At 65.8% G+C, this 22,026-nt stretch carries 19 protein-coding genes and 1 pseudogene; 7 read left to right on the top strand and 13 right to left on the bottom strand.

Translation table 11 applies throughout. From position 1 onward, the window contains the following. Positions 1–232: 232 nt before the first annotated feature. Both ABZ382_RS09035 and ABZ382_RS09030 read right to left on the bottom strand, forming a co-directional pair. Positions 233–3,094, bottom strand: a complete 2,862-nt coding sequence (locus ABZ382_RS09035) for a tetratricopeptide repeat protein (RefSeq protein ID WP_357086074.1) — start codon at positions 3,092–3,094, stop codon at positions 233–235. Positions 3,095–3,201: 107 nt separating this feature from the next. Then, positions 3,202–3,666, bottom strand: coding sequence for a hypothetical protein (locus ABZ382_RS09030; protein WP_357086072.1), 465 nt, complete (start codon positions 3,664–3,666; stop codon positions 3,202–3,204). 1,036 nt (positions 3,667–4,702) lie between these two features. Between ABZ382_RS09030 and ABZ382_RS09025 the strand changes: the two genes are divergently transcribed. After that, complete coding sequence (locus ABZ382_RS09025; protein WP_357086070.1) at positions 4,703–5,437, top strand: hypothetical protein; 735 nt, start codon at positions 4,703–4,705, stop codon at positions 5,435–5,437. Here the strand turns inward: ABZ382_RS09025 and ABZ382_RS09020 are convergent, their stop codons facing one another. After that, positions 5,438–5,638 (bottom strand): hypothetical protein, encoded by a 201-nt coding sequence (locus tag ABZ382_RS09020; RefSeq protein WP_357086068.1) that lies wholly within the window; start codon positions 5,636–5,638, stop codon positions 5,438–5,440. A gap of 228 nt (positions 5,639–5,866) precedes the next feature. On the opposite strand from ABZ382_RS09020, the gene ABZ382_RS09015 reads away from it, so the two are divergent. From ABZ382_RS09015 to ABZ382_RS09005, 3 genes are all read left to right on the top strand, one after another. Further along, a complete protein-coding gene (locus ABZ382_RS09015; protein WP_357086066.1) occupies positions 5,867–6,181 on the top strand; it encodes a hypothetical protein in 315 nt (104 codons plus the stop codon). Between the two features lie 341 nt (positions 6,182–6,522). Next, a complete protein-coding gene (locus ABZ382_RS09010; protein ID WP_357086064.1) occupies positions 6,523–7,437 on the top strand; it encodes a hypothetical protein in 915 nt (304 codons plus the stop codon). A gap of 190 nt (positions 7,438–7,627) precedes the next feature. After that, a complete protein-coding gene (locus ABZ382_RS09005; protein WP_357086062.1) occupies positions 7,628–7,756 on the top strand; it encodes a hypothetical protein in 129 nt (42 codons plus the stop codon). A gap of 49 nt (positions 7,757–7,805) precedes the next feature. Here the strand turns inward: ABZ382_RS09005 and ABZ382_RS09000 are convergent, their stop codons facing one another. Together ABZ382_RS09000 and ABZ382_RS08995 are read right to left on the bottom strand one after the other, a co-directional pair. Further along, positions 7,806–8,639 carry a sterol desaturase family protein gene (locus ABZ382_RS09000; RefSeq protein WP_357086059.1) on the bottom strand — a complete coding sequence of 278 codons (834 nt, stop codon included), beginning with the start codon at positions 8,637–8,639 and terminating at the stop codon, positions 7,806–7,808. Between the two features lie 6 nt (positions 8,640–8,645). After that, positions 8,646–9,359 carry a GntR family transcriptional regulator gene (locus tag ABZ382_RS08995; protein WP_357086057.1) on the bottom strand — a complete coding sequence of 238 codons (714 nt, stop codon included), beginning with the start codon at positions 9,357–9,359 and terminating at the stop codon, positions 8,646–8,648. A 174-nt stretch (positions 9,360–9,533) separates the two neighbouring features. Here ABZ382_RS08995 and ABZ382_RS08990 point away from each other — a divergent pair, with 174 nt between their 5' ends. Together ABZ382_RS08990 and ABZ382_RS08985 are read left to right on the top strand one after the other, a co-directional pair. Beyond that, positions 9,534–11,462, top strand: a complete 1,929-nt coding sequence (locus tag ABZ382_RS08990) for a YhgE/Pip family protein (protein ID WP_357086054.1) — start codon at positions 9,534–9,536, stop codon at positions 11,460–11,462. 64 nt (positions 11,463–11,526) lie between these two features. Further along, positions 11,527–12,612 carry an alpha/beta hydrolase gene (locus ABZ382_RS08985; protein ID WP_357086052.1) on the top strand — a complete coding sequence of 362 codons (1,086 nt, stop codon included), beginning with the start codon at positions 11,527–11,529 and terminating at the stop codon, positions 12,610–12,612. Between the two features lie 39 nt (positions 12,613–12,651). Here ABZ382_RS08985 and ABZ382_RS08980 read toward each other — a convergent pair. The 4 genes and pseudogenes from ABZ382_RS08980 to ABZ382_RS08965 form a co-directional block, all read right to left on the bottom strand. Next, positions 12,652–13,631: pseudogene (locus tag ABZ382_RS08980) on the bottom strand (IS481 family transposase). Between the two features lie 121 nt (positions 13,632–13,752). Beyond that, entirely contained in the window at positions 13,753–15,732 is a 1,980-nt protein-coding gene (gene acs, locus ABZ382_RS08975; RefSeq protein WP_357086049.1) for an acetate--CoA ligase, read from the bottom strand. A 112-nt stretch (positions 15,733–15,844) separates the two neighbouring features. Continuing rightward, on the bottom strand, positions 15,845–17,239 hold the full coding sequence (locus ABZ382_RS08970) for an aldehyde dehydrogenase family protein (protein ID WP_357086046.1): 1,395 nt from the start codon (positions 17,237–17,239) through the stop codon (positions 15,845–15,847). A 297-nt stretch (positions 17,240–17,536) separates the two neighbouring features. After that, positions 17,537–17,992 carry a DUF4345 domain-containing protein gene (locus tag ABZ382_RS08965; protein ID WP_357086043.1) on the bottom strand — a complete coding sequence of 152 codons (456 nt, stop codon included), beginning with the start codon at positions 17,990–17,992 and terminating at the stop codon, positions 17,537–17,539. Positions 17,993–18,065: 73 nt separating this feature from the next. Between ABZ382_RS08965 and ABZ382_RS08960 the strand changes: the two genes are divergently transcribed. Next, positions 18,066–18,722 (top strand): SDR family NAD(P)-dependent oxidoreductase, encoded by a 657-nt coding sequence (locus ABZ382_RS08960; RefSeq protein WP_357086041.1) that lies wholly within the window; start codon positions 18,066–18,068, stop codon positions 18,720–18,722. A gap of 10 nt (positions 18,723–18,732) precedes the next feature. On the opposite strand, the gene ABZ382_RS08955 is transcribed toward ABZ382_RS08960, so the two are convergent. The 4 genes from ABZ382_RS08955 to ABZ382_RS08940 all read right to left on the bottom strand — a co-directional run bounded on the left by ABZ382_RS08955 (position 18,733) and on the right by ABZ382_RS08940 (position 21,934). Continuing rightward, the gene (locus tag ABZ382_RS08955) at positions 18,733–19,089 is read right to left on the bottom strand and encodes a sterol desaturase family protein (RefSeq protein WP_357086038.1); all 357 of its coding nucleotides are present in this window, start codon (positions 19,087–19,089) and stop codon (positions 18,733–18,735) included. A gap of 994 nt (positions 19,090–20,083) precedes the next feature. Further along, positions 20,084–20,317 carry a hypothetical protein gene (locus tag ABZ382_RS08950; RefSeq protein WP_357086035.1) on the bottom strand — a complete coding sequence of 78 codons (234 nt, stop codon included), beginning with the start codon at positions 20,315–20,317 and terminating at the stop codon, positions 20,084–20,086. A 70-nt stretch (positions 20,318–20,387) separates the two neighbouring features. Then, on the bottom strand, positions 20,388–20,867 hold the full coding sequence (locus tag ABZ382_RS08945) for a hypothetical protein (protein ID WP_357086033.1): 480 nt from the start codon (positions 20,865–20,867) through the stop codon (positions 20,388–20,390). A 230-nt stretch (positions 20,868–21,097) separates the two neighbouring features. Next, on the bottom strand, positions 21,098–21,934 hold the full coding sequence (locus ABZ382_RS08940; RefSeq protein WP_357086031.1) for an NAD(P)H-binding protein: 837 nt from the start codon (positions 21,932–21,934) through the stop codon (positions 21,098–21,100). Positions 21,935–22,026: the final 92 nt, after the last annotated feature.

Here is a 22,026-nt window from a genome sequence, read left to right as displayed (position 1 = left end):
GGCGTGTTAGCCGATGTCGTGCGGCCACCAACCTCTTGTCTCGAAGTCGATGCAGCTGCCGGCCTGTCGCCCTCGGCGGCGAGGGAAATATGTCATCTGTGAAGACGGCGCCGACCCAGACCTGGGTTCATCCCCGCACGTGGAGAGCGGTTCCGAGCGGGGCAATGCTGCGCATATTGCCGGGCTCACCCAAGCAGCACACACCGGGAACATTGCTTGAGCAGCTTCAGCATCAAAGCGTCGACGGGCCAGCGAGGAGATCCCTGAGTCTGACCCTCGCGAATGGGTTGCCGGTGTCGGCGGCTTTGCGGTACCAGGTTTCGGCTTCGGTCGGGTCGTCGCGGTTGGCGAGGAGATCTCCGAGCCTGATCATCGCGTATGTGTCGCCGGTGTCGGCGGCTTTGCGGTACCAGGTTTCGGCTTCGGTCGGGTCGTCGCGGTCGGCGAGGAGATTCCCGAGCCTGATCATCGCGGGTGGGTGCCCGGCGTCGGCGGCTTTGCAGTACCAGGTTTCGGCTTCGGTCAGGTCGTCGCGGTCGGCGAGGAGATTCCCGAGACTGACCATCGCGAATGGGTTGCCGTTGTCGGCGGCTTTGCGGTACCAGGTTTCGGCTTCGGTCGGGTCGTCGCGGTCGGCGAGAAAGTCTCCGAGACTGACCATCGCGTATGCGTTGCCGGTGTCGGCGGCTTTGCGGTGCCAGGTTTCGGCTTCGGTCGGGTCGCCGCGGTTGGCGAGATGGTCTCCGAGCCTGGCCATCGGGTATGCGTTGCCGGTGTCGGCGGCTTTGCGGTACCAGGTTTCGGCTTCGGTCGGGTCGCCGCGGTCGGCGAGGAGATCTCCGAGCCTGACCATCGCGGATGTGTCGCCGGTGTCGGCGGCTTTGCGGTACCAGGTTTCGGCTTCGGTCGGGTCGCCGCGGTTGGCGAGGAGATCTCCGAGCCTGACCATCGGGTATGCGTTGCCGGTGTCGGCGGCTTTGCGGTACCAGGTTTCGGCTTCGGTCGGGTCGCCGCGGTTGGCGAGGAGATCTCCGAGCCTGACCATCGCGGGTGCGTCGCCGGTGTCGGCGGCTTTGCGGTACCAGGTTTCGGCTTCGGTCGGGTCGCCGCGGTTGGCGAGATGGTCTCCGAGCCTGGCCATCGCGTATGCGTCGCCGGTGTCGGCGGCTTTGCGGTACCAGGTTTCGGCTTCGGTCGGGTCGCCGCGGTTGGCGAGATGGTCTCCGAGACTGGCCATCGCGTATGCGTTGCCGGTGTCGGCGGCTTTGCGGTGCCAGGTTTCGGCTTCGGTCGGGTCGCCGCGGTTGGCGAGATGGTCTCCGAGCCTGGCCATCGCGTATGCGTCGCCGGTGTCGGCGGCTTTGCGGTACCAGGTTTCGGCTTCGGTCAGGTTGCCGCGGTTGGCGAGATGGTCTCCGAGCCTGGCCATCGGGAATGCCTTGCCGGTGTCGGCGGCTTTGCGGCGCCAGGTTTCGGCTTCGGTCAGGTCGTCGCGGTTGGCGAGGAGCTCCCCGAGCCTGACCATCCCGGGTAGGTGCCCGGTGTCGGCGGCTTTGCGGTACCAGGTTTCGGCTTCGGTCAGGTCGTCGCGGTTGGCGAGGAGAACCCCGAGACTGACCATCGCGGATGCGTTGCCGGTGTCGGTGGCTTTGCGGTACCAGGTTTCGGCTTCGGTCAGGTCGCCGCGGTCGGCGAGGAGCTCCCCGAGGTAGTCCATCGCGTTTGAGTCGCCGGCGTCGGCACCTGTCCGATAGAACGTCTCGGCCTCCACCAGGTCGCCGCGGCCGCTGAGGAAAACCCCAAGTCTGACCATCGCGTATGTGTCGCTGTCGGCGGCTTTGCGGTACATGGTCTCGGCCGCGGGCAAGTCACCGCGTTCCAAGAGAAGGTCACCGAGGATAGCAGTCGATCGGACGTCACCGCCTTCGGCCAGTTGTCGGAATATGCGGATGGATTCGACAATGTTGTTTCGTTCGTAAGCCATGACGCCAATCGCGAACAAAGCTTCCTGACCGGCGTTCCGAGTTACCTTGTCCCAGAATTGATTCGGTATCAAACGTGGAGAATGATCTTGCCCGTCGTCTGCGGCGACGAGGTAGTCGAACGGGCGATAATGCCGGGAAGGTGTACTAGGGCCATCAGTGGGTAACCCGGGGCTGTCTGTGTCTTGAACGATCAGGAGTGCGGCAACCAGCCCAGCCCCTGGAGGTGGCGTACGGGCTTCAACGATGGCGTCGTGGAGTTGCTGATCGGTGATATCGAGATCAGGCCGAAGTGTTGCGAGTCGGTCGATAGTGTGGTCTCTCAAGGTAGCTTCGGTGATGGGGGCCGGATGCCCGATCCTTGCCCAGTCAATGGCGACCTGGATGACTGCGTGCAAGACGGGTGCGGCGACGCGGGCGTCGTCGTAGCGGGCTAGCAGTTCTGGGGCTCCGGCCAGGATCGCGCCCAGCCCGTAGTCTCGCAGGTTTCGGGTGGGATAAGCCGCCGCTGCGGCAGCCTGCTCGGTGGGATCGTCATTGGTGGCGGCGAGCTCTATGGTGACGGCTTGGCTCAGCAGGGTCCTGGTGTCGTGAGTGAACTCTCCTGTTTCGCGGCGCATCCGGTCACGTGCTTCGGAGCGAAGTGTGGCCACAATGAAGGTCGGGCCAGGACGGGATGACAACCAGGCAAGGACTCCTGGGGTTAGTGGATCGGCGTTGGTGAGGTAGCGGTCCAGATCGTCCAGCCACACCACGATCGAGTCGTTGGTCCCGGCAATCTTCTGATGCGCCGCTAGTCGGCCAATGGCGCCTGGTATTGGTGCTAAGAGACGAGCATTGGTCCGTGCTGCGCGGACAGCCTCAAACAGGGTGCGGGATTTGCCGGCTTTCGATGGCCCGACCAGAAGCACCATCCTGTCGCCTTTAACAGCTTGGATTAGTCGGTGATCGACCTCATTGGCAGTGCGGGGCAGATACGGATCCCCAACTCCGTAGCTCCCGGAATGCCCAAAGGCGGAGGGTGTCGAGCCCAAGATGTACGGGTTCAAGCTTGATGCCAGTGGCAGCTCGTCATCGACGAGCGGCGTCTCAACCAGTTCGGCGAGGCGCACATTGAGAGCTGAGGAACTACCTCCGATGGTCAGGTTTCCACCGACGGAGACACCCGATACGAGGGATCCAGCGATGCCGGTGACCGGCGCGGCCGTGCCCGGCGTTACTACCGCGCCGTGGAAGGGCCCGGCGGCTCCTGGAACCCCGCTCGCACATCTCCGATCTTCACATCTCCCTGGAACCTGCTGTCGGTTACCCGTACCCCACTGCCAGCAGATTCGATTCGACTGATCTCCAGGGCCTGAGCCTCGATCCCTGCCAGGTCCACACCTACAACCTCACCCGCGTCCGGCGCCTGCGCTCGTACTGCCGCGATCAGCTGCTGTGCTGCTACCAGGAGCTCGGTGTCTTGCCCAGCGCCAGCATCATCGAGGTCTTCGGCCAGTGACGCAAGCTTCGACTGGGAATCTGGCTTCTTCTCTACCGCAGCGACTTCCACCCGATAGCGCTGGACGATCAGTGCCTTCAGTCCACGGTAAGCGTCAACGATGGCCTGTTTGGTGGTATCGGTCAGTCCGGTCGCCGCACCCAGTGCGATCGCGGTGGCGACGATAGTCGTCAACGGTTCCAACTAGTGGTCCTCGATCCCCGGTCTGCAGTCCCTGCGGATCGACCTCAACCCGCGAGCCAGCTCTGAATGCTGTCGCCATCTACTGAAGCAAGTTCCGAGCGACACGGCAAGAGTCAAGCCGTGACATCTGACTGACCTAGACCGCGGGCAACCAGACCAAACGTGCACCGACAGAAGACGATCTATGACACTTGAGGCGACGCTCGTACCGCGGGTCGAGGACTCCCGTATCGCGAGCGTCGCTAGAAGGTGCTCCGGAGTGACTGCGGGACGACAGCACGCCAAGGCTGCAGACAATGCACAGTGCGGGCATCGAAGAGGCAATGGCGCCTTCAACGCCCCAACGGGGGGACTGCTCCGACATGCATTCTGCGTGGATGGATCTGGCAGAACCACCTTCGGCTAGCCGGAGGGGCGGTCGGTTTGTGGTGCATCACAGCGATTTTCGATGCGCACTGGTTTCGGAATGAATGCAGACTGGATGCGCAATGCGTGCACACAAGCGTTGCGATGAAAGTGCGATGCGAAATCGCTGTGACCTGTGGGTTTGGTGGTGGTCCGTCTGCTGCCCGATCCGCACTATCTCCCGCTTCGCTGAAGATAGTGCGGATCGGGCAGCAGACAAACCACCACCAAACAGTTGAGAGCAGAAGATCAGGAAGAGAGATCAGGGACCACAAGGGGGAGAGACCACAAGGGAGGGACCACAACGGGAGGGCTTGGCAAGGCACGGTGCGTTGGGAGGGCTGGGCGCGTAGGGGACGGACCACAAGGGGGCGTGCGAGGTCGCGTCGAGTACGGGGTGTCGACGTAGGACCACAACAGAGGGATCAGCCGGCGGTAGCGATCAGTTGATGCACTGGGTTCAACGCCTTGGGGCGCACGCATCAACCGGAGGGAGTCTGAACCGTTCTCGTGCAGTCGATTTGATGGGTAGTCGTCAAGTTCGTGATTGAGTTGTAGTCATCAAAAATGTTGTGGGGGAGTCGATTTCGGTAGAATTGATGGATAATCATCAAGTGCTGAGGGGCGTGGTATGACCGCCATCGCAGGTTCTCTGATCACTACTATCGAATCGATTTGGGGCCAGTTGAGTGCCCGGCATCCGGATGTTCCCGATGTCGTGGTGACCATGGCCGCCGGCTCCGTGGGCCGCAAAGGGTTGCGGTTGGGGCATTTCGGGCCGGCGCGCTGGAAACACGGCGCGGACCTGCTGCCGGAGCTGTTCGTCGGCGGGGAAGGGCTGGCGTTCGGGGCGCGGGAGGTGCTGGGCACCTTGCTGCACGAGGCTGCTCACGGCGCAGCCTGCACACGGGGGATCGCCGACACCAGCCGCGGCGGTGCGTACCACAACGGCAAGTTCCGTGAGATCGCTGCCGAGTTCGGGCTGGTGGTCGAACGCAGCACGGGCAGCGGCTGGTCGGTGACCGTCGTCCCGGACGCCACCGCCGCTCAGTACGGCCGCGAGATCGCCGCGTTGGAGCGGGTGCTGGTGGCGCACCGCCGCTCCGAACACGACCCAGTCGGGGTGAACGACGAAGGTTCCGGTGACCACAACGACGAGGAGGACGAGGGCGAGGAGGAGAAGGCGCCGCGCAACGGGCGGGCACTGGTGTGCATGTGTGTGCCGGTGCGGCGGGTGCGTGCCCGGCAGAAGACCATCGATGCGGGCCCGATCCTGTGCGGGGTCTGCCGCGAGCCGTTCACCATCGCGGAATCCACGCCACCGCAGCCGAACACGCCGTCCTCGGGCATTCAGGGGGCACGATGATCACCTACGCCAGTTGCTCGGCGACTCGGCGTCCGCGGCTGTTGGACTTGTTCTGTTGCGCCGGCGAAGGGCTACTACGACGCCGGATTCGACGTCGTCGGAGTCGATCTGGTCGAGCAGCCGAACTACCCGTTCGAGTTCCACCGCGCAGACGCCCTGGAATTCCTCGCCGCCCACGGCCACGAGTTCGACGCGGTCCACGCCAGCCCACCGTGTCAGGCATCCTGCATCCTCACCGCCGGCACCAACCGCGGCCGCGAGTACCCGCAACTCATCCCCGAGACCCGGGAAGCGCTGGGACGGCTGGGTGTTCCGACGGTCATCGAGAACGTTCAGGGCGCGAAGCTGCGCCGCGACATCACCTTGTGCGGGGAGATGTTCGGACTCGGAGTGATCCGCCACCGTTACTTCGAACTATCCGGCTGGACTATGCCCCAGCCCGACCACGTCCCGCACCGCGGGCGCGTCGCCGGGTATCGGCACGGCCGCCGCTACTACGGCCCGTACGTCGCCGTGTACGGCAACGGGGGAGGCAAAGGCACTGTGGCGCAATGGCAGACCGCCATGGGCATCGACTGGACCGACGAGCGGACCGAGCTTGCCGAAGCCATCCCGCCCGCCTACACCCAACACCTCGGCCGCGGCCTGATCGAGAGCTTGACCGGCCGCACGAACGGGCCCACGGTGCTCTCGGCCGGCGCGGGCCGCGGGCGCGACGAGCGGCAGCTGACCTTGTTCGGCTGAGCGTGGAATTGAAGCGTACTCATCAACTCGGCTGATTGAGGCGTACGCATCAACTGTCGCCGAGGATTGCTCCCTAGAGCATCTCACCGAACCGCCGCTACCGATCGAGGAGAGATGGTGCGCCGCAGCCGCTACCGACACACCGGCGTCGATTACGAATGGTGCACCGTCAATGGAACGGCCTGGAGATCATGCGGTGCCAGAACATGACCGGCCGTGCCTTCCGCCCCGCGCACAGAGCGCACCCGTCGCAATCGGCAATAAGCTCGGCCGGGTAGCTGAACTCCGCGCGAACATGTTTGGGGGACAGACGAATGACTCGCCGATACACAGTCCTGTCTTTGCTTCCGTTGCTGCTGGCCGCGGGCCAGGGCGCGGCGCTCGCGGCCCCGGGGCAGCCCGGGCTCGCGGTGCCCGGGGACGGGCAGCCCGGGATCAGTACCGTGCCGGTCTCGCCAGCCGCGCCGAGCCTGGCGGACTACGTTCCCGATCCACCCGCGCCTCCGCGCCGACCCAGACCACAGCAGCAGACCACCCCGCAGGTCGACACCGTGGTGCAGCAGCCACATGACGACCAGCCCGAGGGTGCTGCGCCAGAAGCCGTTCCGGCGAACCCCCATCTCTTGCGCGCGGGGAAGACCACGGTCGAGCTTCCGGGCTGGGTCGACGTGAAGACCCGCGACAAGGCCCAGAGCTATCTCGACTACGCGGAGTGGCAGATCGCTGCCGCGTACGACGGGCTGGGCTTTTCCCGCGAGGAGTCCGACCGGCGTGCCGCGTCTACTCTGGTCGGCACCGGGGTCGGTGCCTATGTCGGTGCAATCTCGCTGGCGCCCCTATCGCTGGCGGGGTGCGGGGTGGGAATGGTTGTGGGTGGTGTCGCCGGGGGCATCGCCGCCGGCGTTCCGACTGCGGGCGCTGCATCGGCACTCGGCGCGGCGGTAGGCATGCCCGTGGGCTGCATGGCCGGGGCAGTCATCGCCGCGGCTCCGGCCGTCGCGGTAGGTGCCACGGTCGGGGCCGTGATCGGCGGTGCGGGCGCGGATGTGCTTGGCGGCGGAGTGGATGTCCCGAAGCCCGCCGACCCACAGCCCCTGGCCGAAGTCCAGACCCCAGCGCTTCCCCTGGTGAGCGCGCTCGGTCAGCGGATATCAGAAACAGCCGACGCGATCGCCGCCACCAGCGCGCAGGCCGCTGAGGTCCTGGACTCGCTGCGGCAGGCCATCGCGTCTATGCCACCGCTCATCCCGGCGTAGGTATCCCCCTACTACTGGGGATCGATACGTTCGGGAACGTAGGAGAAGAAGCGTGCGTCTACCTGCGGCAGTCGGATTTCGCGTCGAATGGCGAAGATGAAGCGCTCGAATACTTCTCGCGCCGCTTTCCTCTCTCGCTGCCACCCTGCCACGTCGAGGTGGTACTCACTGACGCCTGTCTCCTAGCGGTGTGCGTGCTGTCGAGGTACAGATCAATGGCGTGCTCGGCGCGACCGGCCCCTTCTCCCCGCAGCCGATCGCAGAAGCGATTACTCGCCCGGAGCAGGACTGGACACCTCACGTGTCCCACGACGGCTGACATGCGACGATCGGTGCCCGCCGCAACGGCGGGCACCGATCGAAAGGCATCATTGCTCCGGAGCGGGACTCCATCCGGGCCCGCGGAACAGATATCCGAACGCTGCCCGCCGACTCGGCGCGGCGCGGAGATCCTGCAGAATCGCGGAGTATTCGTGCGTTGCCACACGGAGCGGATTGAAGGTTTCGATGTTCTTGGTCAAGCCGTAGACCACGCGCTCGCGTTCGGGTTCGAAGGTTCCGAACAGTCGATCCCAAATGATGAGGATGCCACCGTAGTTCTTGTCCAGATATTCGGCATTGGATCCGTGGTGCACCCGATGATGCGAGGGCGTATTCATGACGAATTCCACTGGACGCCAAAGTTTCCCGATGCGTTCGGTATGAACGAAGAACTGATACAGCAGGCTGATGGCCTGTTGCAGCAGGATCATCCACGGCGGGAAGCCCAGCAGCGCCAGCGGCGCCCAGTAGGGCAGCGCCGAGAACGGTGTCCACGTCTGCCGCAGGGCTGTCGAGAGGTTGTAGTGCCTGCTCGAGTGGTGCACGACGTGACTGGCCCACAACATGCGAACCGTGTGGTGGGTGCGGTGATACCAGTAGTAGGCGAACTCGTCGGCGAAGAACAACCCGACCCAGGTCAATGGGTTGTTCACCGGAAGATGCACCGGCGCAAGCAGATACAGGCCGGCGTAGACCGCGATCACCACCAGCTTCCAGCCGATGTTGATGACCGCGTTGCCGATGCCCATCGTCAGGCTTGTCCGGGTATCACGGATTTCGTAACCGCGTTCGGCGTCGTCGGCGAGCAACCGGAACGACAGCGCTTCCAGCACGATGCACAGGACGAAGACGGGGATGGCGTGCGCGATGAGGTCGAACATGATCGATCAAGCCTCCGGAGCGGCGTGGTCGAGTCTGGCGACGAAGTGAGACAGCAGCCGCTCGGCGTGCCGGTGGGCGCCTTCGCCGTCGCGGGCGGCGATCAGTTCCGCGAGGGCGATGCGCCCGGCGCGGTCGGCGTATTCGCCGCCGATCCACTCCGCGACGATCGGTAGCCCGAGCTCGTCGAAGGTAGCGACCAGTGAATTGAGTGCCAGCCGGTAGGCGAGATTGCCGCAGCCGTCGATCACCGCCACCCAGAAAGCGAGGTCTGCCTCGCCGTATTTCTCGACCGGGCCGTCTTCGGGGAAGTCGCGTGCGATGGATTCGATCCGCTCGAGCTGTTCGGTGGTGGCGTTCGCGGCGCACAGCCGCGCTGCGTCCGAACCGATCGAGCGGCGCATCACGGCGATATCGCGCATGATCTCGAGCGGTGGCACGACACCGGCGGCCACGATATCGCTCAGGGTCTCGAGCCTCGCGTTCTCGCGCCAATTCAGCACACGGGTCTTGCCGCCGTGTGCGATGCGGATCAGACCGGCCTGCTGGACCCGCTTGAGCGCCTCGCGGATCGCGTGTCGGTTCACCTGGAACGCCAACGCCAGTTCCCGCTCGGCCGGCAATGCCTCACCGGCCGGAACTCGGCCGCTCAGGATCTCCTCGACGATTCGTACGTAAGCGATATCTGGGACGGCCATGCGGCTGATAGGTGCGATATCCACCCCGCCAGCGTAGACCTCACGTGATTACACGTCAACTGGTTTGATCAGTTGACCCAGCTGCGGTACCTTGCAGATCCGTACCCCGAGTGTCGCGTGAGTCACATTCCCCGCCGATGAGTGGTCGCTCACGCGTCACCTTGCCCTGAACCACACGATCGATCCGAAAGCGCACCAATGACGTCCGCTCGAATACCCCGAACGATCCGCCGTTCTGCTCTCCTGTTCCACGCCCCGGCGCCACAGACCCGCCGCGCGCCGATCTCCCGATGGCATCGCACGCGCGCCGCGCGACTGTTCCTGGCCGTGGCGGTCACCGCGCCGCTGGTGACCCTCGCGCTGTACATGTGGGCGGGCTGGGATCCCACCCGCTCCCTCGATCGGCTGCCGGTGGCACTGGTCAACCTCGACCAACCCGCACAACAGGGTTCGACCACCCTCACCGTGGGAAACGACGTGACCAACAGCCTGCTGGCCTCCCACGCCCTCGACTTCCACACCGTCGACCACGACGCCGCGCTGGCGGGCCTGGCCTCGGGCCGCTACTACTTCGTCGTCGAGATCCCCGCCGACTTCAGCCGCACCCTGGCCGGCCTCGGCACCACATCGATGGCACCGGCGCTGATCTCGGTGGTCTACAACGACCGCACCACGGTCATGGCCTCCAACATCGGGGCGCGCGCCATGTCGGTGATCGATGCCGCGGTCCTGGAAGGTGTCGCGACCAAGACCGTCGCGACCTTGCTGACAGGGCTCGACGGTCTCGGCGGTGGCATCCGTTCGGCCGCACAAGGATCCGATCAACTGCACAACGGCCTCACCGAATTGGCCACCGGCACCGACACACTCGTCACCGGCATCCGCGAACAACTCGCACCAGGTGCCTCCGCGGCCGCCACCGGGGGCGCTCAACTCGCGGCCGGGACCGCCGCACTCGCTACCGGCCTGAACGGATTGCAAACCGGCACTGGTCAACTCGGCGACGGCGCGAAGCAAGTCGCGTCCGGCATCGATCGACTGGTCGCCACGGTGAACGTCGACAAACTCCAGCAGGCCCTCGGCGACCTCGCCGGCCAGCTGCCGCCGGGCGCACTGGATCAGATCACCCAGCTACTCGATGGGCTACGACAGCTGCAGGCGGGCAGCCATCAGGTCGCCGATCAGCTCACGGACCCGCACGCGGCATACCGCAGCGGCGTGGACCAGCTCGTCGCAGGAGGCGTCCAGGTGGACGCGGGTGCGGCGAAACTGGCTGCGGGCCTGCGGGATCTTGATACAGGCATCGGACAACTCGCAGCGGGCGCGGTACTGCTACAGCAGGGAGCGCATGCCGCTGACGACGGTTCCGGACAACTCGCCGACGGGCTGGCCTCCGGCACCCGACAGGTGCCCGACCTGAGCGACGCCAACCACCGCGACAGTCTGGCCCATCTGCTGTCGACGCCGGTGAACAGCCAACAGCGCAATCTCGCGCCGGCCCAGTTCGGAGGCCCCGGCGCGGCACCACTACTGCTGATCCTGGTCACGGCCCTGGTTCCGATCGTGGTGCTGATGTGCCTGCGAGCCCATCGCTTCGTTGCCGCGGACGAGCCACTGCCAGCCTTGGGCGTCGCGGTGCGCCGCACCATCGCCGCCGGGGCGTACAGCCTGATCGTTACCGGGCTGCTCGCGGTGGCCATCTGGCACGTGCTTTCTCCCGCCCCGACTGTGGCCTCGCTGCCGCACGTGATCGCCGCGGTGTCGGTCGCGACGATCATGAACACCGCGCTCGTCTCGCTGTTGTTCACCGGCCTGGGTTACGTCGCGGGCTCATTGGGATCACTTGCGGCACTGATGCTTCAAATCTTTGCCTACGGCGGTGTCTGGATGGTGCAGACGCTGCCCGCTCCGCTGCGGTGGCTGCATCCGATCGCGCCGATGACCTACACCCAGCGCGCCTTGGTCGCCTCCTTCGACACCGCGCCCGGATTCGCCGGGGCGCTGCTGGTCATCGTCGCGATCACCGCGGTCGCCGTAGCGGTCAACGTACTGATCTACCGCTCGGGTCGCGCCCAATGGCCGCACGCGGTACTCACCGAACCCGATACTCTCGCCGCGGCGGCGTAGCGCCGAGCGATGCAATCGGCACCGAGCCTTCCACCCGCCTATCGATTTCGACAATGAGAGAGCAATGCCGAATCGTCTCCACCACTCCACCGAAAACGTCACTCGTTTCATGGTGCGGCGGCTCGCCGCGCTGCCGCCGAGCGTGAAGCGCTGCTTCGCAGGCACACCGACGCGTATTGACGGCCAACAACTCGATGTTGACGCCCAGCTGGGCGCACGACTGCTGCGAGCCGTCTCGAGCGAGGACCTCGACCGTCAGCCGATCTCTCGAATCCGCGCCCGGCTGTCCACCGACGCGCGCATCCACGGAGACCGCCTGCCGATCGAAAACATCCGCGACATCACGATTCCCGGACCCGACGGCGAGATTGCGGCGCGTCTGTACCGGCCCGCCGGTCTCCTCGGCCGCACCCCAGCACTGGTGTACTACCACGGCGGCGGCTGGACACTGGGCGACCTCGACACCGACTCGGTGGCTCGATTCCTGGCCCATCACGCGGCACTGACCGTCATCTCCATCGACTACCGCCTCGCACCCGAGCACCCGTTCCCGGCGGGGGTGTCGGACTCGATCGCCGCATTCGACCATGTGGCAGCGCATTCCGACCTATACGACATCGACCCGGCCGCGATCGCGGTCGGTGGCGAGAGCGCCGGCGGCAACCTCGCGGCCGTCGTCGCGCAGCAAACCACCCTCGCCGCCCGCACCACCCCGACCCCGGTCCCCGCATTCCAACTGCTGTTCATGCCGGTCACAGACCTCTCCACCGAGCACGATTCCTACCGGCTCTTCGGCACGATCCCATTTCTCACCACCACCCACATGCGATGGTTCCGCGAGCAATACCTCACCGACCCCGCCCTCGACCACGATCCACGAGTCTCGCCCCGGCTCACCGAGGACCTGCGCGGCATGCCACCCGCCTACATCGCAACCGCAGGCTTCGACATCCTGCGCGACGAAGGCGAAGCGTACGCACACAAACTCGCCGCCGCCGGCGTGCCGGTAGCGCTGCACCGCCACACCGACATGACCCACGGACTGATCAACGCCACCGGCACCTCCCAACGTGCTCGCGACGCGCTCCACCAAGCCGCTGGCGCCCTCCGCGTCGGCATCACATTCCACACCAATCCGAAATCCAGCTGATCCGAACAATGCACCGTCATGCCGAATTGTGGGCACAACCTAGGTGTGTGAGGCCTGGACGTTGGTGACGCCAGCATGTAGGTGGCTGGCTGGTGGCCGATTGGCGTCGATGGTAGTTGTAGTGGACGTTCCGGATCTGCACGCCTGCCGGCGCTGCAGATCCGAGGTCCATTCACGGGCGTAGAGGAATTCCTCGGCCAGGATCCGGTTGTAGCGCTCCACTTTCCCGTTGCCGCGGCGAGTACGGAGTGACCCGCTGATGCCGGACTCCGAGTAGCACTTTCGCGAAATCCTTCGCCTTGTAGCAGGCGCCGTTGTCGGTGACGATCAGCTCGATCCTGGTGATGCCGTGCGCGGCGAGGAACGCCCGCGCCCGGAACACGAAAGCGATTGCAGTGACAGCCTTCTCGTCCGGCAGGGCTTCGGTGTAGGCCAGCCCCGAGAATCCGTCGACCGCCGAGTGCAGGAACACGTACCCGGGCCGGGGCCGCCGGTTGGCTGCGCGTGTGGCCTTGTGCTGGGCCGATCCGCGACCGTGGATCCGTCAGCCGCCGCCGTCGGGGATGTGCCCGACCTTCTTGATGTCGACATGCACCATATACCCGGGCCGGCGGGCGATGATGCGCTGCGGGGACCGGTTCACCTCGCCGCCCGGGTCCAGGAACCGGCGCCGGTTCAGCCCGAGCCGGGCCAGGTGCTGGCCGACGGTCAGGACCGATATCCGGCTTCCTTCGGCGGCCAGTTCGAGGGTGATCCGGCGAGCGGACCATTTACGGGTCCGCCGCAACACCTCGATCAGGGCCGCCACTCCCGCCCCGATCGCGGTCGGGTGACCGATGCGGGGCGCACCGATCCAGCAGACCGAGCTCACCGTGGCGGCGGAATCGGTTGACCCACTTGGACGCACATTGCCGCGGGATACCCATTTCCGCGGCGACATGGGCGATCGGGCGGTTCTGGCAGCGGTGCACGAGCCGGTGCCGGCCCTCGACGGTCAGTGGGGCACTACGGTGAGACACAGTGGTTCTTTCGGTCCGAAGGCGGCTGTGTGATTTGGCGCTTCACATCCTGCCGCCGAAAGAACCGCCCCTCAGCTCACCCCACCCACACCCGCGTCACCAACGTCACGACCCGCAACAGCTAGGCCACGTCGCCGGCGTGGACGGAGACGATCGAGTCCATGACGGACGGGTCGGCGAGTGTCTGGGTGTCGCCGACGTCGCGGCCTTCGGCGATATCGCGCAGCAGGCGGCGCACGATCTTCCCAGAGCGAGTTTTGGGGAGCCCCTCGACGATCAAGATCTGCCGTGGTTTGGCGATCGGCCCGATCTTCGTGCGCACGTGGTCGGAGAGCTCCCGTACCAGTTCCGCGTCGTCCACGCCGTTGTCCCCGACTTCGTCGAAGGCCGAGTCGCGCAGGATGACGTAGGCGACGACCGCCTGGCCGGTGACGGCGTCGGTGGCGCCGACCACGGCGGACTCGGCGACCTTGGGATGGGAGACGAGGGCCGACTCGATCTCCGCTGTGGAGAGGCGGTGTCCCGAAACGTTCATGACGTCGTCGACCCGGCCCAGAACCCAGATGTCGCCGTCGTCGTCCTTCTTTGCCCCGTCACCCGCGAAGTAGTAACCCTGCGGTTCGAACCGCGACCAGTAGGTGTCGACGTAGCGATCGTCGTCGCCCAAGACGGTGCGCAGCATCGAGGGCCACGGGGAGGTGACGACGAGGTATCCGCTGGACCCGTTCGGGACCGGGCGGCCGTCGTCGTCGACAACGTCGGCCTCGATGCCGGGGATCGCGGTCATGGCCGAGCCGGGCTTGCCTGCGGTCATACCCGGTAATGGAGAGATCATGACCGCACCGGTCTCGGTCTGCCACCAGGTGTCGACCACGGGGGCGCGGCCGCCGCCGATGACCTCGTGGTACCAGACGTAGGCCTCGGGGTTGATCGGCTCTCCCACGGAGCCGAGAATCCGCAACGAGGTCAGGTCGTAGTTGTCGGGGAATTCGCGGCCTTGCTTCATGAACGACCGGATAGCGGTAGGTGCGGTGTAGAGGATCGTGACCTTGTAGTCCTCGATGATCTTCCACCAGCGGCCCGGATCGGGCGAATCCGGCGTGCCTTCGTAGAGCACCTGGGTGGCCCCGTTCGCGAGCGGACCGTACACGATGTACGAGTGGCCGGTGATCCAGCCGATGTCGGCGGTGCACCAGTAGACGTCGGTATCGGGCTCGAGATCGAACACCGCGTGATGGGTGTAGGAAGCGCCGGTCAGATAGCCGCCGGTCGTGTGCAGGATGCCCTTGGGATTTCCGGTGGTGCCGGAGGTGTACATGACGAAGAGCGGATGCTCGGCATCGAACGCCTCCGGAGTATGGACCGTGGAGGCGCCGCCGACGGTCTCGTGCCACCACACGTCGATGTCGTCGTCGAAGGGCACATCCTGGCCGGTGCGGCGAACCACCAGGACACAGTCCACGGGACTGGCGCTGCCGAGCCGGGCCAGGGCTCCGTCGACGGTCGGCTTCAGCGCGGCCGCCGAACCTCGGCGGTAGCCTCCGTCCGCGGTCACCACGAGCTTGGCACCGCAGTCCTGGATCCTGCTCGCCAGCGCATCCGCGGAGAATCCGCCGAACACCACGGTGTGCGGGGCGCCGATCCGGGCGCAGGCCAACATTGTGACGATGGCCTCCGGGATCATCGGCATGTGGATCGCGACCCCGTCACCTTTGGTGACGCCGAGTGCGGCCAGGGCGTTGGCGGCCTGGCACACCTCGTCCTGGAGCTGACCATAGGTGATGTCACGAGTGTGCTCACCCGGGCTTCCTGTGACAGGTTCGCCGACCCAATGGATCGCGACCTTGTCACCTTTGCCGGCCTCGACATGGCGGTCGACGCAGTTGTAGGCCGCGTTGATGGTGCCTCCGGAGAACCACTTCGCGAACGGCGCGTTGGACCAGTCGAGGACCTGGTCCCACTTCGTCACCCAGGTCAGCCGCTCGGCCTGCTCTGCCCAGAAGCCCAGGCGGTCGGCCCTCGCGGCATCGAACGCGTCGGCCTTCACATTCGCGTTCGCAGCCAGTTCTGCCGGTGCCGGATACGAGCGTGATTCATTCATCGGTTCCTCAAGTCTTTGTCTGCCAACAGGTGATGCCGCCCCAGAGAGCGCCCGAATGGGCGGAGTCCGAGCGTGATCTCGGCTCGGCTCAGTGTTGCGGGGTGGGTGGTGGTCACAGGATGCGACGCAGAATCCGGAGTGCCGAATCGCTGTAGGGCGGATACATCAGTGAGAGATCGGGTTTCACGGACTTGGAGAGGACGGCTTTACGGTGGCTCAGGGTCTGGAATCCCCACTCGCCGTGGTAGGCGCCCATTCCGCTGGCACCGACACCGCCGAAGGGCAGTTGCGGCACCAGCAGTTGCACGGCGACGTGGTTGAGCACGGTGCTGCCGGCGGCGGCACCGTCGATGATGCGGCGGCCGGTCTCGCGTGATCGGGTGAACCCGTACATGGCCAGCGGCTTGGGGCGGGCGTTGATGAAAGAGAGGGCCGCGTCGAGTGAGTCGACGCCCAGGACCGGCAGAATCGGGCCGAAGATCTCCTCGGTCATTACAGCGTCGTCGGGGTGCGGGTCGACGATGACTGTGGGCTCGATCGTGAAGGCGTCACGGTCAGTGCGCCCCCCGCAGGCGATCTCGCCGCTGGTGGTAGCGAGATAGTCTGCGAGGCGGTCGAATTGGCGTTGATCGACGATCGGCATGCCCGGCGTGCTGTCGGCGCGGAACTCCGACATGTACTGGGCGATCCGTCGAACCAGTTCGGTTTTGATCGATTCTTCGGCCAGGACGTAGTCCGGGGCGACACAGGCCTGCCCGGAGTTGAGCATGCGGCCCCAAGTGATCCGTCGCGCTGCCACACCGAGATCGGCGTCGGCCGTGACGATCACGGGGCTCTTGCCGCCGAGTTCGAGAGTGACCGGGGTGAGAGTCGGTGCCGCAGCGGCCATGATCCGGCGCCCGACCGCGGTGCTGCCGGTGAACAGGACGTGGTCGACCGCGCGGGCCAGTAGGTCCTGGCTGGTTTCGGCGCCGCCCTCGACGACGAGCACTGCATCGGGGTCCAGGTAGAGAGGGACCAGCCGGGCCAGCAGATTCGAGGTCGCCGGGGCGAGCTCGGAGGGTTTGATCACCGCGCAGTTACCGGCCGCCACGGCCGCGACCAGCGGTCCCAGCGCCAGATACACCGGGAAATTCCAGGCGGAGATGATCAGCACGACACCGAGCGGTTCGTACTGGATCCATGCCCGTCCGGGTAGCTGAGCCACCGGAATGCGCTGTCGACGGCGCTTCATCCACGAACGGACATGACGACGCGCGTACTCGGCCTCCTCCACGGTGGTCACGATGTCGCCGATCCAGGCTTCGGCGGGCGCCCGGCCGAGGTCCAGGGCGAGCGCGGCCGCGATCTCGTCTTCACGCTCCCGGCACAGCTCGATGATTCCGTCGAGTTGCCGCTGCCGCCAGGCGAGGTCGCGGGTGCGACCGCTCGCGAAGCTGGCCTTGGCCCTGGTCAGTGGGTCAGGGAGTGCGTGCGCCGACGAGCGGCCGGTGACGGAGGTGGTCATGGTCGACTGTTGTCCTTCCACAAGATTTCACAGCCCCGGCGAATGCCCAGGCCTCCGCCGGCAGACCGGCCGACCTCGTCGACCTGGTCACGCAACGCGACCTGGCGGGCCTGGATGACCCGTCCTTTCGTCCCTGCTGCCCGTAGTGGCGGAGATCCGACGGTGGCCGGCGGCTCCGCGGTGACCGTTATCGACAACCTGCCCAACGCCTTACAGCCATGGGAGGGGGAATTGATCGTCGAGCGATTCATCTCGGTGCTGTGGCCCGCATCTGGGCGCTTGAGCGACAGCGGCATTTCACTTCCGGGTGGAGCGGTACCAGAGGTTGGCACCGGAGGCGACCGTGGTGGCTTCGATGACCAGTAGCCCCACCATGTTCGCTGGCGGTAGCCCGTCGACTGCGATGCTGACCAGCCGCCCGAAGGCTAGTCCCGCACACACGGCAGTGACCACGGCCAGCGCCGGGCGCCGGGCGGGAGCTCGAACAAGGCCGATCACGAGGATCGCGGCGATCGCCAACTGGAGGCCGCCGTAGTTGGCGCGGACTTCGTCGAACCCAGCGGTCGCCATGATCTGGAGGCCGATCCCGGCTGCCACCGTGGTCGGGTTCAGTAGTCCGTTCAGTCCGATGACTGCGAATGCGACTGCCGCAATTGCTAATTGGACTTGGATGAGCCGATCGGAGCGGGTCGCCGGATCGGCGGATCGTCCGGTCGCTGTCGCCTCCGGGCCGGGGTGAGGGTCGATGTCCACTCGGCCAGGCTAAGTCAACTGGTGTAACCAGTCAACCAATACATCAGTTGACCTCTATGCTTATGCTGGGAGCGTGCAAACTCCCGTTCATCTCGTCATCGGCGCCGGCCCCGGCCTCGGTGCCAGCATCGCCCGCCGCTTCGCCCGCGAGGGCTACCGTCCAGTACTCACCACCCAGCATCGAGACCGAGCATCGGGCCTGGCCGCGCAGTTGACCGGTGAGGGTTACACGGCAGCGGGTTTTGCGATCGACCTCATGGACCCCGCCGACGTGGCCCGCGTGGTGACGACGGTCGGTGAATGCTTCGGCCGCATCGATGTGCTGCACTTCAACCCCAGCGCGTGGCGGGAAAAGGACCCGCTGCAGCTGACCGCCGCCGAACTGCTCGACGACGTCATGTTGGGCGTCGGGGCGCTGCTGCCCGCGGTACAGGCCGCTCGGCCGTTCCAGCGCGCCGGCTCCCGGGTGCTGGTTACCGGTAGCGCGGCCGCGGACAAGTCGTGGCATCGCGCGGCCTCGCTGGGTGTGCAGAAGGCCGCCGTGCGGAATCTGGTGACCAGTCTCGACGCGACGCTGGCACCGGACGGGATCCGTGCGGTGGCAGTGCAGATCAACGGGATGCTGGCGGAGACCGGCCCCTTCTCGCCGCCGCCCATCGCCGAAGCGATGTGGCAGGCGGCGACGCGACCGGCGGAGTCCTGGACTCCGCACGTCGCGTACGACGGCTGACCCCGCGCGGCTACTCCGCAGGGGCCCAGCCCGGACCCCGGAAGAGGTAGCCGAACGCCGCCCGCCAGGTGCGGGCGGCGCGCAGATCGCGTGCGACGGAGGCGAATTCGTGGGTCGCCACCCGCAGCGGGTTGTAGGTGTCGATGTTCTTGGTGAGGCCGTAGACCACTCGGTCGCCCTCGGGTTCGAAGGTGCCGAACAGCCGGTCCCACACGATCGGGATGCCGCCGTAGTTCTTGTCCAGGTACTGCGCGTTGGAGCCGTGGTGCGCGCGGTGGTGCGACGGTGTGTTCATGACGAATTCCACCGGGCGCCAAAGTTTTCCGACCCGCTCTGTGTGGACGAAGAACTGGTAGACCAGGCTCACCGACTTGCTGCAGCAGGATCATCCAGGGCGGGAAACCCAACAGCGCCAACGGCATCCAGTGCGGGAGCGAGGTGAACGGGGTCCAGGTCTGCCGCAGCGCGGTGGACAGGTTGTAGCGCTGACTCGAATGATGCACCGCATGGGGGCCCAGAACATCCGGATCGTGTGGTGGGTCCGGTGGAACCAGTAGTAGGCGATCTCGTCGGCGAAGAACAGCAGGACCCAGGTCAGCGGGTTGTTCGCCGTTCGAACTCGTTCTACTCCAATGCGCCGGTTGACCTATCCGTCGCGGTTTGCGGTCGAACAAGCACAATGTCGCCACTCGGCTGGGCGCGTAGACCGGTCCGGTGAGCACAGACGCTCGACGGCGAGTGCGGAGCAAGATCGCCGAGTATCGTAAGAAGTCCGGTTAATCGGCTAGCGACCTTAGGCTCCGACAACCAATGTATTTTGTGACTAAGCTTGTCACCGACCACCGTTTTTGCAGCTCAGAACAGTGTTGAGCTCCTTTGATCTCATAATCCATTGGTCGCGGGTTCGAGCCCCGCCCGCCCCACAAGCCCCTCTGAACAGGGGTTTTTGTCGTTTCTGGAGAGGTTTCAATCCAGAACAGCGCCCCTCCGCGAATAAACTTTGGGGAGTAAGCGAGATCTTGTATTCGCTTCTGCGCGTGGCTATCTCGGCTCGATGTATCACGCTGGATCGGAGAACGAGCAGGCTATATCTGGCGGCTGTCTTTGATCAGCTTGGCCGCTGGGGATCGGCGATATGCGTAGATTCGAAGACCAATATGCGGACCTCGCCGCACGAGCGAAGCGAGTCCGCCGCTACGCGCTGGATAACACCGTGATCACGGGCCCCGAGCGAGACCCGGGACCGGGGCGTGACCTGCGCCGAGACCGGTAGATCGGTTGTCGGCCTTACCCACCACGCCGGTGCGCAGTCCGGAATGCCGAAGCGCCGCTGGGGCGTTCGGCATCCGGACTGCCTGTTCTCAGATGTGGTCGACCAGGCCTATGGCACCCTCGGACACGGCGCAGTGCACGCAGCAGAAGAATCTGCCCTCGGACTCCACGCCGTGTCCGATGATCTTGCAGTTGCAGTGCTCGCAGATGGGTGCCATGCGGTGGATCGCACATTCGAAGCAGTCGAAGACGTGCCGTACTCCCTGAGCTTCGACGACGATCGGCATGGCGTATTCGTTCCCGCAAACCTCGCATGCGCTCATTGACCGCACGCTACTCCGTGGGGCCGGTCCGGTGTTCCGGGTTCCGGCTTATGTGCCCCTCACCTGGGGCTCAAGGAGTGGTGAACGTTCCGAGTCCCGAGGACACGTTGGCGGCGACGCCGCCGGCGGTCACGATCGCGGCGATCCGGCCTGGTCCGGTGTTCACCGACACCGGGACCGGGGCGCAGTCGCAGGGCTGCTCCGCGGTTTCGCGAACGTCCATGTCGACGATGCCCGCCGCTCCGGTCGACAGGTTCGCCCACCAGATCCGGGCGGGCGAATCGAGCGGGTGCTTGCCGTCGAACGGCGGCGGGTTGGCGACACCGAAGGTGGTGACTCCGGGTTCGTCGCCGACGGTCGCCGTCAGGAAGATCGTGAATGATGCTGGGACACCCCATGATTGGGATACCTCCAGCAGCGGGAGTTGGAACGTGGTCGTCTCGGCGGCGTGCGCGACGGCGTGCTGTTCCAGAACCAACACACCGGCCACCACACCCGCGAAACCCAGCCTGCCGACCATGCCGGCCCGCTGAACCACCTTGCTCGTCACTAGCCCTCCTCACTGTTGATTCCTGCATGTGCATCGAGTGATTCCTGCGTGCATCGAGATCGGCGGTGCGATGACGATCGATCACGCGATCGCCGGATCGGCACGGCCGACATCCGCAAGCGCAGCGACGCCGGTGCATTCACCAGGGCGCCGTGATCGAGCACCTTGCCATCAAGGAACCCGAGATGCGATTTTCACCGCATCGCACCGCGCGTCGCTGCGCGTGTCGCTCAGGAGAAGTCGGCGAGATGGTCGGCTGCCCAGTCGGCGTAGGTGCGGGGAGCGTGGCCGGTGAGGTCTTCGATGACGGTGTTGAGTGGGGCGGGCTTGCCGATGGTTTCGGCCATCAGGTCGAACAGGGCGTTGATGAAGGCCGGGTCCATGAACTGGGCCATCTGGGCGCGTACCGGGACGTCGTCGAGTTCCTCGAAGGTGAGGGGACGGTTCAGGGCCGCGGCCAGGATCTCGACCTGCTCGGTCTGGGTGAGGGACTGCGGGCCGGTCAGGTCGTAGGTCTTTCCGGCGTGGCCGCCGGGCAGCACCGCGGCGGCCACCTCGGCCACATCGTTCTCGTGGACGACCGACGCCGCGGCCTGGCCGTAGGCGGCGCGGATGACGTCGCCGCCGGCCAGCTGCATGGCGAAGGTCAGGGAGTTGATGGCCGGGAACAGCAGGCGCAGGAACGTCCATTCGATGCCGGACGCCTCGATCGCGGCTTCGACGTCGCGGTGGTACCGGGCGATCACGTCGGGCTGGGCCTGCGCGCCGTCGACCACCGCGCCCGAAGACAGGAAGACGATGCGCCGCACTCCGGCGCGACGGGCGGCGGCCAGCAGGGGAGCGACCTCCATGCCGTAGGGGAGCACCAGGAAGATGGCCTGGACGCCTGAAACCGCCTCGGCCAGAGCGTCTTCGGAGGTGAGGTCGCCTGCGATCACCTGTGCGGCCGCGGGCAGCCCGGCGGTCTCGGGGCGGCGGGTCAGAGCCCGTGCCGGCAGGCCCGCGGTCAGCAGGGCGTCCACGGCCTGGCGGCCGAAGTGAGCGGTGGCGCCGACGACGAGGTACATGGGTTCTTCCCTTCGGATCAGCGACCCGGGGCGGTCGCATGCGGCGACAGTAGCAGAACGGAATGTTCTATTCCAATTCAATTTCGTACTTG

Source organism: Nocardia sp. NPDC005825 (genome assembly GCF_040630175.1).
Lineage (GTDB): Bacteria > Actinomycetota > Actinomycetes > Mycobacteriales > Mycobacteriaceae > Nocardia.
The sequence above is the reverse complement of the archived record's forward strand: the minus strand, read 5'-3'. Positions and strand labels throughout refer to the sequence as shown.